Origin of the sequence: Geofilum rubicundum JCM 15548, assembly GCF_000974365.1 — a bacterium.
Lineage (GTDB): Bacteria > Bacteroidota > Bacteroidia > Bacteroidales > Marinilabiliaceae > Geofilum > Geofilum rubicundum.
In genome coordinates this window covers 26,262-40,652 of the sequence record NZ_BAZW01000038.1, presented here as the reverse complement: position 1 = coordinate 40,652, position 14,391 = coordinate 26,262, and the positions used below count along the sequence as shown (strand labels likewise).

The 14,391-nt window shown below is 46.6% G+C and carries 12 protein-coding genes and 2 pseudogenes; 8 read left to right on the top strand and 6 right to left on the bottom strand.

What is annotated here, in order from left to right; all coding sequences use genetic code 11:
- The first annotated feature begins 47 nt into the window (after nucleotides 1-47).
- The 5 genes from hisIE (at nucleotide 48) to JCM15548_RS14560 (ending at nucleotide 5,053) form a co-directional block, all read left to right on the top strand.
- On the top strand, nucleotides 48-647 hold the full coding sequence (gene hisIE / locus JCM15548_RS14580; RefSeq protein ID WP_062126897.1) for a bifunctional phosphoribosyl-AMP cyclohydrolase/phosphoribosyl-ATP diphosphatase HisIE: 600 nt from the start codon (nucleotides 48-50) through the stop codon (nucleotides 645-647).
- 306 nt (nucleotides 648-953) lie between these two features.
- On the top strand, nucleotides 954-2,429 hold the full coding sequence (locus JCM15548_RS14575; protein ID WP_062126895.1) for an MFS transporter: 1,476 nt from the start codon (nucleotides 954-956) through the stop codon (nucleotides 2,427-2,429).
- Between the two features lie 86 nt (nucleotides 2,430-2,515).
- Nucleotides 2,516-3,595 (top strand): endo-1,4-beta-xylanase, encoded by a 1,080-nt coding sequence (locus tag JCM15548_RS14570; protein ID WP_062126892.1) that lies wholly within the window; start codon nucleotides 2,516-2,518, stop codon nucleotides 3,593-3,595.
- Between the two features lie 24 nt (nucleotides 3,596-3,619).
- Nucleotides 3,620-4,588 (top strand): glycoside hydrolase family 43 protein, encoded by a 969-nt coding sequence (locus tag JCM15548_RS14565; RefSeq protein ID WP_083985163.1) that lies wholly within the window; start codon nucleotides 3,620-3,622, stop codon nucleotides 4,586-4,588.
- A gap of 135 nt (nucleotides 4,589-4,723) precedes the next feature.
- The gene (locus tag JCM15548_RS14560) at nucleotides 4,724-5,053 is read left to right on the top strand and encodes an SRPBCC domain-containing protein (protein WP_262487083.1); all 330 of its coding nucleotides are present in this window, start codon (nucleotides 4,724-4,726) and stop codon (nucleotides 5,051-5,053) included.
- A 112-nt stretch (nucleotides 5,054-5,165) separates the two neighbouring features.
- Here JCM15548_RS14560 and JCM15548_RS14555 read toward each other — a convergent pair whose 3' ends face one another.
- The gene (locus tag JCM15548_RS14555; protein ID WP_157482795.1) at nucleotides 5,166-5,534 is read right to left on the bottom strand and encodes a MotA/TolQ/ExbB proton channel family protein; all 369 of its coding nucleotides are present in this window, start codon (nucleotides 5,532-5,534) and stop codon (nucleotides 5,166-5,168) included.
- A 269-nt stretch (nucleotides 5,535-5,803) separates the two neighbouring features.
- Between JCM15548_RS14555 and JCM15548_RS14550 the strand changes: the two genes are divergently transcribed.
- Together JCM15548_RS14550 and JCM15548_RS14545 are read left to right on the top strand one after the other, a co-directional pair.
- Nucleotides 5,804-6,832, top strand: a complete 1,029-nt coding sequence (locus tag JCM15548_RS14550; protein WP_062126883.1) for a sensor histidine kinase — start codon at nucleotides 5,804-5,806, stop codon at nucleotides 6,830-6,832.
- Complete coding sequence (locus tag JCM15548_RS14545) at nucleotides 6,825-7,550, top strand: LytR/AlgR family response regulator transcription factor (RefSeq protein ID WP_062126880.1); 726 nt, start codon at nucleotides 6,825-6,827, stop codon at nucleotides 7,548-7,550. Before JCM15548_RS14550 ends, JCM15548_RS14545 begins: the two co-directional genes overlap by 8 nt.
- Before the next feature lie 138 nt (nucleotides 7,551-7,688).
- Here the strand turns inward: JCM15548_RS14545 and JCM15548_RS14540 are convergent.
- From JCM15548_RS14540 to JCM15548_RS26395, 3 genes and pseudogenes are all read right to left on the bottom strand, one after another.
- A pseudogene (locus tag JCM15548_RS14540) lies at nucleotides 7,689-8,740 on the bottom strand (glycoside hydrolase family 88/105 protein).
- A 489-nt stretch (nucleotides 8,741-9,229) separates the two neighbouring features.
- On the bottom strand, nucleotides 9,230-9,874 hold the full coding sequence (locus JCM15548_RS14535; protein ID WP_062126878.1) for a porin family protein: 645 nt from the start codon (nucleotides 9,872-9,874) through the stop codon (nucleotides 9,230-9,232).
- A gap of 30 nt (nucleotides 9,875-9,904) precedes the next feature.
- Nucleotides 9,905-10,576 (bottom strand): YiaD family glycine zipper/OmpA-like lipoprotein, encoded by a 672-nt coding sequence (locus JCM15548_RS26395; protein ID WP_062126876.1) that lies wholly within the window; start codon nucleotides 10,574-10,576, stop codon nucleotides 9,905-9,907.
- Between the two features lie 383 nt (nucleotides 10,577-10,959).
- Between JCM15548_RS26395 and JCM15548_RS26390 the strand changes: the two are divergent.
- Nucleotides 10,960-12,287: pseudogene (locus JCM15548_RS26390) on the top strand (DNA recombination protein RmuC).
- Between the two features lie 5 nt (nucleotides 12,288-12,292).
- On the opposite strand, the gene JCM15548_RS14520 reads toward JCM15548_RS26390, so the two are convergent.
- Nucleotides 12,293-13,219, bottom strand: coding sequence for a hydrogen peroxide-inducible genes activator (locus tag JCM15548_RS14520; RefSeq protein ID WP_062126874.1), 927 nt, complete (start codon nucleotides 13,217-13,219; stop codon nucleotides 12,293-12,295).
- A gap of 13 nt (nucleotides 13,220-13,232) precedes the next feature.
- Entirely contained in the window at nucleotides 13,233-14,390 is a 1,158-nt protein-coding gene (gene dnaJ / locus JCM15548_RS14515; protein ID WP_062126871.1) for a molecular chaperone DnaJ, read from the bottom strand.
- Between the last annotated feature and the right edge of the window lies 1 nt (nucleotide 14,391).

The window sequence follows — 14,391 nt, the reverse complement described above, 5'->3', positions numbered from 1 at the left end:
ATATATGTCAACACCAAGAACCACATAACTGATAAAAACAGTCAACCATGAATATCGATTTCTCTAAATCACCAGACGGACTCATCCCGGCCATTATACAGGATAACACAACAGGCAAAGTCCTGATGCTGGGATACATGAACGCAGAAGCGCTCGAAAAAACAAAGCAGGAAAAGCGCGTGACCTTCTTCAGCCGATCCAAGAAACGTTTGTGGACCAAGGGCGAAGAATCCGGGAACTTCCTGAATGTCATATCCATGGCCTCTGATTGCGACGATGACACCCTGCTGATCAAATGCGATCCGCAAGGTCCCACCTGTCACACCGGATCAGACACCTGCTGGAATGAAAGCAACCAACAGGATGACATTCAATTTCTAAAATATCTGCAGGATTTTATCGACCAGCGCAAAGCCGAAATGCCGGAAGGCTCCTACACCACCAGCCTGTTTACCAAAGGAACACGCAAAATCACCCAGAAAGTGGGCGAAGAGGCTGTTGAAACCATCATTGGTGCCATGGCCAATGATGATGAAAACTTCCTGTATGAAGGGGCGGACCTGCTCTACCACCTGATTGTTCTACTCACTCATAAAGGTTTTAGATTGGAAGATCTGGCCCGTGAATTAAAAAAGAGACATAAATAGCTTTCAAATGCCGGTTTGAAAAGAAATCCATAAGCATCACCGGTGCTTACCTCCTACCAAAAGGGAAACGCAGGGGCCAAAACGGTCCAGCTGCTTTTCCCTTTTTTTGTATCAAAAAGGGGAGCAAAAATCCATTCTGGCACATAGCCAGGTGGATTTTTCTGTTTTAATAGAGTAAATAAATCAAAAAACCGTTAAGAATAGTTTCGCCTGTGCTAATTTTGGTGAAACGAGCGAAAAGAAAAGGGACCATTACTGGTACATCTCATCGCCGGATTTTTATTTATTTCAAACACCCTTTTAAAAATGAATACCACACCAGAAAAAATTTCGACACTTGAGAAAGTGGGCTACAGTTTAGGAGATCTAGCTGCCAATCTCATTTTTCAGACTTTAATGACCTTTTTGGCCTATTTCTATACCGACGTGTATAAAATTCCGGCAGATGCCGCCTCCATCATTATTTTTTCAGGCGGTATGATTGGCGCACTTTTCAACCCCGTCATGGGCATTATTGCCGACCGGACCAAAACACGCTGGGGAAAATTCCGCCCGTGGATATTATGGACCTCTGTACCTTTCGGCATCATAGCCTTACTGGCCTTTAGCACCCCCGATTTTGGTCCCGGTGGAAAAATTGCCTATGCCATGATCACCTATGTCATTCTGGTTCTGGTTTATTCCGCCAACAACCTGCCTTATTCAGCACTCAGTGGGGTCATAACGGGTGACATGTCGCAGCGCAACAGCCTTTCCTCCTATCGTTTTACAGCGGTTACCATCGCCCAATTTATTGTTCAGGTATTGCTGCTTCCATTGGTTTTGATTTTGGGAGACGGCGACAAGGCCGTTGGCTTTGAAAATGTCATGGGTATTTTTGCTGCCGTGGGCGTCCTTTTCTTCATCATCACTTTTTTAACCACCAGAGAAAGAATTATTCCTTCTGCCGATCAGGTATCCAGTGTGAAGCAGGACTTAACAGATCTGGTTAAAAACCGACCATGGGTGGTCATGCTCCTAATTACCATCTTCATTTTCATCACCCTGTCGCTCAAAGGCGGTATCTACATCTACTATTTTGAAAATTACCTGGACGAAGCCGAACTGGCTGCTTTTCTGACATCCATTGGCTTTAACGGATTCATCGACGGACTGAACGGCTTGCTGACCAGTATGGGTCTGGTCGGTTTTCACTGGCCTGAAGACGCGCCTTCATCGGGATTCAGTTTGTTTAATGCCGCAGGTATCATTTTGATGATTATTGCCATCGCCTTATCCAAACCCATTGCCGATAAATACGGCAAAAGGGACCTCTTTGGTGTCGCGCTGGCCATTTCGGCCGTCGCTCAATTCATGTTTTTCTTTATAGCACCCGACAAAATAGCCCTGGTCTTCATCACCCAAATCATACACGGTTTCTTTTACGGATTAACCATTCCCTTACTTTGGGCCATGATTGCGGATGTCGCCGATTTTTCAGAATGGAAAAACAACCGCCGGGCCACTGCCATTGTCTTTTCCGCCATGATTTTTGGTCTTAAAGCAGGTCTGGCCATTGGCGGTGCCCTGGTAGCCGGCCTATTATCTTTTTACGGCTATGACCCCCTGCTTCATATACAGTCAGATCAAGCCATTCAGGGCATTCTGATGACCATGAGCGTTTACCCGGCCATCACCTTCTTCATGGCCGTTGCCGCCCTTTTCTTCTATGAAATCAACAAAGAAAAAGAAGTGATGATTGAAAGAGAATTGGGATCACGCCGAAATGCCAAAAAAAAATAGTGATAAAGCTTAATAATGACAACCAATAAAAAAAAGAATATGAGAACAGCGCTAAAACCCGCTCTCTTTGTGGCGACAGCTTCCTTTTGACCAGCTGCTCAACACCGCCGGAAAAAGAGCTGACATTCAAAGATGCCTTTAAAGACCAATTTGTCGTTGGCGTGGCCCTTAACACGAACCAGGTAGCGGGCCATGACCCCAAGGCCATTGAATTAACCAAAAAACATTTCAATTCCATCGTGGCCGAAAACTGCATGAAAATGGCAAACATTCACCCACGGGAGGATCATTTTTTCTGGGAAGAAGCGGATGCCTTTGTTGAATTTGGCGAAGCCAACAACATGCACATTGTCGGCCACACCCTTGTCTGGCACTCCCAGGCGGGCGACTGGATATTTGTCGACGAGGAAGGCCAGGATGTATCCCGGGATGTGTTGATCGAAAGAATGCGCCACCATATTCAAACCGTAGTTTCACGCTACAAGGGTCGTGTCAAAGGATGGGACGTAGTGAACGAAACCATCCTGGATGATGGCTCATGGCGCCAGAGCAAATGGGTGGAAATCATAGGTCCCGAATTTGTGCAAATGGCCTTTGAATTCGCCCGGGAAGCCGATCCTGAAGCAGAATTGTACTACAACGATTATTCCGTATCCACACCGGCCAAACGGGACGGTATTTACTACATGGTCAAAGATTTAATCGACAAGGGCGTGAAAATTGATGCCGTCGGTTTACAGGGCCATTTGACCCTGCCCTCCCCAACCGTAGATGAAATGGAACAAGCCATTCTTAAACTGGCCAGTCTGGGAGTTAAAACCATGATTACCGAACTGGACATTACCGTTCTCCCCTGGCCTTCGGAGCAGGTGACGGCTGAAATCTCCCTGAACTATGAACTTGAAGAAAAATACAACCCTTATCCAAACGGCATTTCAGAAGAAGCCAATGCGGCCTTAATGGACAAATACCGTGACTTTTTTGAGATGTTTCTCAGAAACAGTGAGCACATCACCCGAGTGACCTTTTGGGGCGTCAACGACAGTCAATCCTGGAGAAACAACTGGCCCATCAGAGGCCGGATGGACTATCCTTTGCTCTTCGATCGGGACTACCATGCCAAACCGGCTGTGGCCGACATCTTACAAATGACTCAGAATAAATAAGCACCCATTGAAAAACGAATGACTATGGTAAGAGACCACTTGACAAAAGACCTTTACATTGCCGATCCGGCTGTCCATGTTTTTAACGGAAAACTATATATCTACCCGTCACATGATTACGAGGCGGGCGTTCCCGAAGACGATTTGGGTTCCCACTTTGCCATGAAAGATTACCATGTTTTTTCCATGGATGATGTGGACAGTAAAGCCGTAGACCACGGTAAGGCCCTCGACGTAGATGACATCAACTGGGCCGGTCGTCAGCTGTGGGACAGCGACGCGGCCTATAAAGATGGCCAATACTATCTGTATTTTCCCTTGAAAGACAAAACAGACATTTTTCGCATCGGGGTAGCCATCAGCGACCGTCCGGAGGGCCCGTATAAACCACAGCCCTTTCCCATCGATGGCAGCTATTCCATCGACCCCTGCCTCTTTAAAGAAGATGACGGCACCCACTACATGTACTTTGGTGGTATCTGGGGGGGACAGTTGCAACGCTACCGCAACAACAAAGCCATTGAATGCGGTGCCCTGCCGGCAGATAACGAACCGGCACTCTGTGCCAAAGTGGTGAAGATGAGGGACGACATGCTCGAATTTGATGAGGCTCCCAAAGATCTTGTTATTCTGGATGAGAATGGCCAACCGCTGCTCAACGGCGACAACAACCGCCGTTTTTTTGAAGCCTCCTGGATGCACAAACACCAGGGAAAATACTACTTTTCCTACTCCACCGGCGACACCCACAAACTGTGTTATGCCATGGGCGACAACCCATACGGACCCTTCACCTACAAAGGGGTCCTGTTAAATCCGGTGCTTGGATGGACCACCCACCACTCCATTGTCGAGTTCAAAGGAAAATGGTACCTGTTCTTTCACGATGTTGAAATTTCTGGTCAGACCCATTTACGCAGTACCCGATTCGCCGATCTCAACTACCGGGCGGATGGAACGATTGAAACGATTACCGTTGATTACAAAAAGTAGATGATTGCTTGATTCTTAGCGGGGGCCGTTCTTGTCTGGCGACAAGAACGGCCTTTTTTCATTTCAAAAGTCCCCGCTGCCATTCTTGAAAATTGATTAACTTTGTTGTTCCGCTACACCTCAAAACAATAAGCCATGCCGCTAAAAGATTTTAAAACCCGTATTAAAATAAAGGCCGAACAAGAAGATGTCTACGCCGCCTTCACCAACCCCTTTACCATTGAACTCTGGTCGGGTTACCCCGCCACCATGCCCTCAGAACCCGGCGCAGAATTCTCCATGCTGGAAGGAGATATCGCAGGTCGGGTGCTCGAACTCGTACCCCCCTCCAAAATTGTTCAGGAATGGTACTTCGGCGAGCAGGAAGAAGCTCCATTGCCACCATCAAACTCTTTCCATCCGGCGGCAACGTTCAGGTCGATCTGTTCCACACCAATATTCCAGCGGAAGCTTATGAAGAAATAACCGAAGGCTGGACCGAATATTTCCTGGGCGCCATCAAGGAATTTTTAGAGGGCGCTTAAAGGATGGAACACCCCACCGAATGAAAGACATCCGGTGGGCCACCGACAAGTCCCTATTTCAAAAAGAAATGCCGAAAAAGGTACCAGATAATAACCGATAGCATAAAAAGGGCAAAGCCATAAACAGTACCAATCATCGAGACTCTTAAACCGGCGGCAAGCATTGAGGCCGAAACGCCCCCCAAATCCTGTATCACAATAAGCGCCTCAAAAAGCCCCAAAATCTGCCCCATAATCCCAGCCAAAAAAGCGAGACTTCCGAAAAAAAGAATGGAAGTATTCATTCTCTTCAAGACGACCTTTTCAGCGCCATGGTGGCGCTTTAACAAAAAGCGAACTGTTAATACAGCCACCACCACCCACATTAAATAAATGGGCAGCATGAACCAAATACCACCTTCATACAAATGTCTAATAATCATATCAGTTGTTTTTAAGTTAATAATGGTACAATGGTAAATATTGCCCGTTTCTTCACCAAACTTCTTATGCCAGTGAACCAATACCCCTGCTGGTCGACCATTTTTCCAGGCCCAACGCGATGATGGTTGTTGAGGGTGGCGAATCTGTTACTGGCATAAAACCGTCCACGCCAAGCCCAAATTAAGACACTTTAGGCTATCTTTGAACCGCCATGCAAAACTTTCCAATAACCAACATATTAAACCAAAAGGCGACGAAACTGTGGCATATGGCCTACTGGCTCATGGCCACCGCCCTCATGTTCCTGGTATTTAGCAACAGTCACTACGACTTCCAAATCAGGGTGGTATTGGTCATCATTCTTACCATCGCCAGCTATTTCACAGCCACCGCCGTCAACAAATACCTCATTCCACAACTATTATTCAAAGGCAGAATCCTTACATTTACTTATCTGCTGTTCTTCCTTTTCATCGTCACCTTTTGGCTCAACCTGTTTTTAATCCTCATCATACTACTTTACAGCATCCAATACCTCCCCGATGAAACCGTCATTCCCAAAAACTCGGATGTTCTGATACTGATCACCGGCAACTACCTGATTGTCATTCTTGCGGCCGTTATTTACTTCATTAAATCGTCATTCAACCAGGCGCTTGAATCCAAAAAGTTAGCCCTGCAAAAGCAAACCCTGGCCGCCCATTTGAAAATGGCCCAATCAAAACTGCTGCAGGGACAAATACATCCGCACTTCATCTTCAACATGCTCAACAACTTGTACGGCCTCGTAAAAAAAGACAGCGACAAGGCCCGGGAGATCATTCTCCGGATGTCTGACCTGCTGGAATACATGCTGTATAAATGTAACCATGAAATGGTATTATTGAGCGATGAAATCCATTTTATAAAAAACTACCTTGAGTTGGAACGCGTCCGGCATGACGATGGCTTTAAAATATCTGCCGCCTTCCCCCGTGATATAAAGAATGAAAAAATTCCGCCGCTCATTCTGTTTCCCTTTATCGAAAATGCCTTTAAACACGGCCCGGCCAATACAGAATCTGACGGAATTAAGATCGAACTTTCGCTGTCCCGTAAAAGCATCGACTTCAAGGTTGAAAACCCCGTCTCACCAGTGCCAGCATCCAGTCATCTTAATAAAGAATCCAAGGGCATTGGCTTGAAAAATGTACAGGAGCGGCTCCAGTTAAGCTATCCGGACATGCACCTGTTAGACATCCAATCTGACAAGACCAGTTTCAAAATTCATTTGTTAATAAGGAGGGAAGATGAGTGACCATACTACCTACAACTGCCTCATCATTGATGACGAACCAATCGCCATCAGTGTCATCCAGGAACACCTCGGGGCGTTTAAGAATTTCACCTGCCTGAAAGGATACACCAGAGCAGTAGAAGCCACTGAACTCCTGAGTCAGGGCCATATCGATCTGCTTTTTTTAGATATAAACATGCCCGGGATATCCGGTCTTGATTTTCTAAGGTCCCTTTCGAATCCCCCGGCAGTCATATTAACAACGGCCTACAGGGACTTTGCAGTGGATGCCTTTGATTTAAACGTCCTCGATTATTTGCTGAAACCCATCTCTTTTGAAAGATTTCTCAAGTCCATTAACAAATTCCTCAAACAGTCAGCAGCTCCTCCCTTACCCCAAAACCCGGATAAAGCCGGGAACCCACACATTCTGTTAAAAGCAGACAAAAAAATTCACAAAATGGCGGTCGCGGACATTGTCTTCGCAGAGAGTCTCGATAACTATATAATCGTCACCACCACCCGGCAAAAACTCATCTGCTATGAGAGTTTAAGTCACCTGGAAGACCGTCTGCCCGACCGGGACTTTTTAAGGATACACCGTTCTTTTCTAATAAACGTGCATAAAATAACGGCTTTTACAAGTGCCCACCTCGAAATCAACGACCGCCAATTCACCATTGGTCGCAACTACAAAGAAGCCGTCCTAAAAAGACTGCTCCCATCAACTTCCGATTAGGCCACTCCGGAAGTGGGGCCTATTCATCCATCCCCCCAAAATAAAAAAAGCCCTGGCTGCCTGGTCATCAGCAGACAACCAGGCAGCAGGGCCTTTAAAGACTTAACGGAGTCATCCAAAGCACTTATCTTCAGACCGCTACTCTACATAAAAAATGGGTCCGTCAGAGGTCACTTCTTCAGGAAAAAAGATCAGCGCACTATCGTTCAATTTAGGAAAAGTATTCTCCAATAGTTCAATCATTTCAGAACCAGCCAACAAAACAGGTCCATAGCCATGGGCGGCAAAAACACTGATGGGACGGTAGTAATAAAAGGCCGGATCAAAGCCCATTCCGGTTCCCACACAGGTACCTTCTACCTGTCCCTTGTCGTTCACCTTAGACGCCACAGCATTCCAGGCCAGCAAAGTCATTGGGCCATACACTTTGGCATCCACGTACCCCCGGTTAATGGCACGGGCAATGGCATATACATAAATAGCCGTAGCAGAAGTCTCCAGATAAGAATCGTTCCGGTCGATCAACTGGTGCCAGAAGCCTCGGGCGACTGGTAATTGGCGAGTCCCCGTATATGCTTTTGCAGGAGTGCCAAAACCTCTGCACGTCCCGCATAATCCGCCGGCAAAACCTCCAAAAGCTCGACCAGCGTCATCACGGCCCAACCATTGGCACGTGCCCAGTGAAATTGCGGGTGTTCTTCCATGTCCAGAATCCAACCATGCATAAACAACTGCTTCTCCTCATTGAACATACGATCGGCAAATTGCAACACCTGCTTGACGGCATCATCCCAATAGGCTGTTTCGCCGGAGTACTTACCCATCCAGGCCATAGCCGGGACACTCATGAACAAATCATCCAGCCACAAGGAATTACGCATGGGCCGGTTACGTGCCAAAGTACCATCTTCCAGACGAAATTCCTCATGACTGATATAGTTCATAAAGTTATCAATCATAGGATCAAGGTCGGCCGATTGCCCCGCCAATTTAGCTTTAATCATTGCGGCACACAAAGCACCGGAATCATCCAGGGCACCCGGATGAAGCACCGAATGCATGGCGTATCTACTGCCACTCTCCTCATCCAAATTCAAAAAGTAGGGCCGGATATCTGCTAAAAAGGCCAGGCGGTCATAGGTATAATTGGCGAACTTGTCATTACCGGTAACCGCAGCCGCATTCAACATCCCTGCATAGGTCACCCCCCACTCATAACTGGTAAGGCGAAAGTCGCCGGCCTTGAACACCGTTTCCCCGTCAATGGCATCGTAGTCCGTCACTTCCTCTCCGGAATCCTTATCTACTAAGGCAGTGGGGGTAGTAGCTTCCAGATACCCATGCACGCGATCCAGAACTTCCACGATCTCCGCCTTCTCCGGGACCACATAAGGCACATTGTATTCAGGTTGCATCAAGTGAAGCGGCGCATTGGCATCGGTAAGAGGTGCCTCACTGTCCGAATCAGCTGTGGGTTGGCAGCCCACAAAGCCGGCCAACATAAGCAAAAGCATGGTCGATTGGAAATAATTCTTCATTTTAAAAATATTTATATGGTCAAACAAAAACACAGGTCAGACGAGCCCAAACAACCCCGGCAAGATAACAAATCTTAACAGAAAACGGAACATGTAAGCACAAGTCTTTCATGTTCCGTTTCAATAAAAACATTTCAGGTATTAGAACCTGTACCCCAAACCAAGTCCGAAAGCGGTGTTTTTAACAGGATAATCAGAGTCACCCTCAGAATCGATATTGATTAAGCCCAATTGGGTATTCAACTGAAACGAAAAACCACTTGCGAACATATAGCCAAAAGATATATTGGCACCCATATCCAAAGCTTTAAACATATCATCATCACCAGAACCAAAAGTAACATCCTCTTCTCCGGATTCATCGCCATCATCCCACTTAACTTTACCCCCAATGCCATAACCCAAATAAGGTCCAAAGGCAACAATTAAATTACCCTCGCCCAAAAGAGGTTTATAAACCAAATTTAGAGGCACCTCCAAATAATTTAAAACAATCGTGGATTCACTAGAAAACTCATAGGCGATTCCGCCCACTTCACCGGACTCTGACCATTCACTCTTTGCTCCCTTTGTAGAGAAAAGCAGTCCCGGCGCAAAATAAAAATCAGGCGCCACCGGAATTTCATAATCCAAGCCCAAATGAAAACCGGTTTTCATCTTTGTATCATCCGGAACACCGTCTCCGGCCAAATTTGAAAAGTTCACACCACCGCGCAATCCAAGACCTTGCGCACTAACTGCGGTTACAGCTATAGCCATGACGGCCAATAAAAGAATTCGTTTCATAATTTCAATTTTTGATTGGTAAGGATTTTATTAATTGGAAGCTTCCCGTTCGGCTTCGCGTTTCATTTTTTCGTTGGCCGTAATGATAAATTCCACCCGGCGGTTCTGAGCACGACCTTCCTCCGTGTCGTTGGAATACTTGGGAGAGGTCTCTCCATAGCCCACGGTTGTTAACCGTGAGGAAGAAACACCCCGGTTCACCAGATAACTGGTCACCGCATTGGCCCGGCGTTCAGACAAGTCCTGGTTGTAAGTATCGGAACCGCTGCTGTCTGTATGCCCCTGAACTTCAATATCAGTATCCGGATAGGTATCAAACACCGTTATCATTTTATTCAAATTGGTACGTGCGGTAGAAGAAAGTTCATAACTGTCGAATCCGAACAAAATATTATTGCTCAGTTCAACGATAATGCCTTCTCCAACCCGTTCCACATTGGCATCGGGGAGCTGGGCTTTCATTTCTTCTGCCTGCTTGTCCATTTTATTGCCAATAATGGCACCGGTCACACCTCCAACGGTGGCACCCACCACAGCCCCCACGGCCGTATTACCGGCGGTCCGGCCAATAATCGCACCGGCAGCAGCACCGCCGGCTGTTCCTATAGCAGCACCCTTCTGGGTACCCGTTAACGATTTACAGCCGGTTAAAACCAAAGCTGACATAACCATCATCATCAAAAAATAACGCATTGTTCTCATCTGTTCATTTATTTAGTTAATCATTTCAATATTTTAAAAGCGGTCTTTTGAAACATAAAAAACGAAGCAAAAAAAATCAGGCCATCCAACAGGTGAAGCAACCTTCATATTTATGTTTAGCTACACCTAAACAATAGGATGGTAATTTTGTACTTAATTTTTACAATGTCAAGCATATCTTCCTTTAATATAATCTCAAGTTACAACAATTAAACCCGACAAACACCATAAGACCAAACTTTAACTACCTGCCACCGGACGCTGGCAAAAAAGATTAATCTTTGGGTTGGGACTGTTTATCATCTAACTTCATTAAATTTACAGACCATTACCATCAGGCGATTGCTCAAAACCCGTTTTAGCTTACAAAATACTGGAACAAAATGGAAATACTCAGTCTTATACTTATCATGGTCCTATTAATGCTACAGCTTTTTCTGTTGAGTCAAGCCCAAAATTCGCATCCCGACAGAATGGCGCAAGCCATTCGGGACATACTCCAGCAGGAACTTAAAAGCAATCGGGAGGAACTATCCACAGCCTTACGGGATAACCGAACAGAATTATCGCTGGGACTCGACCGGATGACGCAACGACTGGAAGAAAAACTGAGCACCATCCATGAGACTTCCATCAAAGATGCCAGAGCCAACCGCGATGAATTGTCGAAAAGCATGGCCTATTTCCAGGAGGCCTTCAGTCGCAACATCACCTCCTTCAACGATTTGCAGAAGCAGAAATTCCAGGAAATGGCCCTTCGTCAGGACGAGATGCTAAAATCGACCGAGTCAAAACTGGATAAGATGCGTGAAACGGTCGACGAAAAACTGCATAAAACCCTGGAGGACAGACTGGGTCAATCGTTCAAACTGGTCAGTGAACGCCTGGAGGCCGTCCAAAAAGGATTGGGCGAGATGCAAAGCCTGGCCAACGGCGTGGGCGACCTGAAGAAAGTGCTGTCCAATGTCAAAACCCGCGGCGCCCTCGGAGAAATCCAATTGGGCAACATCCTCGAGCAAATCATGGCCCCGGAGCAATATGCCACCAACCTGTCGACCAAAAAAGGGTCGGCCGATCTGGTCGAATTTGCCATTAAGCTACCCGGAAGGGAGGACAGTGGAGAAACCGTGTATTTACCCATTGATGCCAAATTTCCTCAGGAAGATTATCTCAGACTGCAGGCAGCCTTTGAAACAGGCGAAAAAGCCTTGGTAGAAACCGAAACCAAAAAATTGGTGCAAGCCATTAAAAAGAGTGCCCGTGACATTCGCGATAAGTATATTGATCCGCCGCACACCACCGATTTTGGCATCCTTTTTTTACCTGTAGAGGGTCTTTATGCAGAGGTGGTACGCCAACCGGGACTATTGATGCTTTTACAACGGGATTACAAAATCATCGTCACCGGCCCCACCACCCTGGCAGCCATGCTCAACAGTCTGCAAATGGCTTCAAAACCCTCGCCATCCAAAAGCGCAGCAGTGAAGTCTGGCAAGTCCTGGGCGCCGTTAAAACAGAATTTTCAAAATTCGGGGAAGTCCTGGCCAAGGCACGAAAAAAAATCGGGGAAGCAGATAAAGAGCTGGATTCTCTGGTCGGTACCAGAACCAAAATGATGTTGTCCAAATTAAACAAAATTGAAAAATTGCCCACCATCGAGAAAGCCACCCTTCTGGATACCCCACCAAAATCCTTAGAAGACGATGCGTAAAATAACTACCGCCACTTAATTTTCACAAATTCGCGGGGCCTGGTAATGTGTGCCGGTAAACTATTACGAACAGCCGTTTTAATAGAATCGATCAAAACCGGGCGATTAAAACTTTTGTGACAAACAATACTGACTTCACGGACGGGTTCCGGCTGCTCAAAGCGCCTGACATGCGCCTTGTCCCCTTCCGAAATGGCCAATTCAGGTATCAAAGTATAGCCAATCCCCTTCTTCACCAATCCTTTAATGGTTTCAATGGAACCACTTTCGTATTGAAAATTAAAAACGGGATGGCTGACCTTCGTTTTACAGATATTCAGCGCCTGACTGCGAAAGCAATGCCCTTCGGACAATAAAAGGAGATGATTGGCATCCAGCCCGTCAGGAGAAAGCAGCCCCTTGTCGAGCAGCGGATGCTCAGCCGGTCCATAAAAAACAAAGGACTCATTAAACAGGACGGTTTCCTGCAAATCTCTTTCCCCGGCAGGTGTGGCCATGATGGCCAAATCAAGGCGGTTTTCATGCAAGGCTTTGATGATCAACTCGGATTCCATCTCCTCAATCACCAGCCGGGTGTCAGCAAATTTTTCAGCAAACAAAGGCAGAAACAATGGCAACAAATGGGGCGCAATGGTTGGAATAATACCCAGACGAAACTGCCCCTTCAAACTGTTTTTCTCGCCATTCAAGGCCCCATGCAAATCGTTGATGTCTTTAAGAATTCGTCGGGCTTTGGCAATAAACAGCACGCCTTCGGGTGTCGGCTTAAGTGGTTTTTTAGACCGGTCGAATAATAAAACATCCAACTCTTCCTCCAGCTTTTTAAGCTGCATGGTCAACGTTGGCTGGGTCACATGGCAATTTTCAGCCGCGCTTACAAAATGGCGAAAATCATCCAGCGCAATCACATACTCCAATTGTTGAATATTCATTCGAACACCTCCTCTATTCGAACATGTTCTTCATGCGGCTAAAAAAATTCTGACCGGCATCTTCTCCCGGGGTAAAAGCCTCCGACTCTTTTAATTTTTCAACCAGGCGGGCCTCCTCTTTGGGCAAATCTTTGGGGATGTACACATTGATACGAACCAGAAGGTCACCCCGACGGTAACCGTTAATATCCGGCAAGCCCTTGCCTTTTAACCGAAGCGTCTTTCCCGGTTGCGTGCCAGCATCAATTTTTACCTTCACCTTGCCCTCAACGGTAGGAATTTCGACAGCTGATCCCAATATGGCGTCCGGAACACTTAAGGACAGGTTAAAAACAAGATCACTTCCGTCCCGGATCAACTCCGGATGCTTCTCTTCCTGAATAAGAATCAACAAATCACCGTTAATTCCGCCGCGTCGGGCAGCGTTGCCCTTTCCGGAAACAGACAACTGCATCCCCTCTTCCACGCCGGCAGGAATTTGAATGGTCACCACCTCATCCTGCCGCATTAAGCCTTCCCCGTTACATTGGGCACACTTCTGTGTGATGATCTTTCCTTCCCCATTACAAGAGGGACAGGTTGAGGTCGTCTGCATTTGCCCCAATATGGTGTTACTGATGCGCGTCACTTGTCCGGTCCCCCGGCATGTTGAGCAATCACTATAGGAGGAACCATTGGCGGCTCCTGTGCCGCTGCAATGGCTACAACTGACATATTTTTTAACCTTAATCTTTTTTTCAACGCCATTGGCAATCTCCTGCAGGGTGAGTTTTACCTTTACCCGTAAATTGGAGCCTTTGTTAACCCGCTGTTGCGAGCGACCACCACCAAATCCGCCAAAGCCACTAAAACCGCCACCGAATCCACCACCAAAAATATCGCCAAAATGAGAGAAAATATCGTCCATACTCATTCCGCCACCATAGCCACCGCCGCCGGAAGCGCCACCAACACCTGCATGTCCATACTGATCATAGCGACGACGTTTCTCGTCATTGCTTAAAATTTCATAAGCTTCGGCCGCCTCCTTGAACTTCTCCTCAGCCTCCGAGTTTCCGGGGTTCTTATCCGGATGAAACTGAATGGCCTTTTTTCTGTAGGCTTTCTTTATCTCTTCGGCCGAGGCATTTTTACTCACCTCTAATATTTCGTAATAATCTCTTTTCGACATG

What these genes read in the sequence shown, in the direction of transcription:
- JCM15548_RS14560 (WP_262487083.1), top strand. Translation starts at nt 4,724, where the DNA reads ATGCCGCTAAAAGATTTTAAAACCCGTATTAAAATAAAGGCCGAACAA.
- dnaJ (WP_062126871.1), bottom strand. Translation starts at nt 14,390, where the DNA reads ATGTCGAAAAGAGATTATTACGAAATATTAGAGGTGAGTAAAAATGCC.
- JCM15548_RS14550 (WP_062126883.1), top strand. Translation starts at nt 5,804, where the DNA reads ATGGCCTACTGGCTCATGGCCACCGCCCTCATGTTCCTGGTATTTAGC.
- hisIE (WP_062126897.1), top strand. Translation starts at nt 48, where the DNA reads ATGAATATCGATTTCTCTAAATCACCAGACGGACTCATCCCGGCCATT.
- JCM15548_RS14555 (WP_157482795.1), bottom strand. Translation starts at nt 5,534, where the DNA reads ATGATTATTAGACATTTGTATGAAGGTGGTATTTGGTTCATGCTGCCC.
- JCM15548_RS14565 (WP_083985163.1), top strand. Translation starts at nt 3,620, where the DNA reads ATGGTAAGAGACCACTTGACAAAAGACCTTTACATTGCCGATCCGGCT.
- JCM15548_RS14545 (WP_062126880.1), top strand. Translation starts at nt 6,825, where the DNA reads ATGAGTGACCATACTACCTACAACTGCCTCATCATTGATGACGAACCA.
- JCM15548_RS14520 (WP_062126874.1), bottom strand. Translation starts at nt 13,219, where the DNA reads ATGAATATTCAACAATTGGAGTATGTGATTGCGCTGGATGATTTTCGC.
- JCM15548_RS26395 (WP_062126876.1), bottom strand. Translation starts at nt 10,576, where the DNA reads ATGAGAACAATGCGTTATTTTTTGATGATGATGGTTATGTCAGCTTTG.
- JCM15548_RS14535 (WP_062126878.1), bottom strand. Translation starts at nt 9,874, where the DNA reads ATGAAACGAATTCTTTTATTGGCCGTCATGGCTATAGCTGTAACCGCA.
- JCM15548_RS14575 (WP_062126895.1), top strand. Translation starts at nt 954, where the DNA reads ATGAATACCACACCAGAAAAAATTTCGACACTTGAGAAAGTGGGCTAC.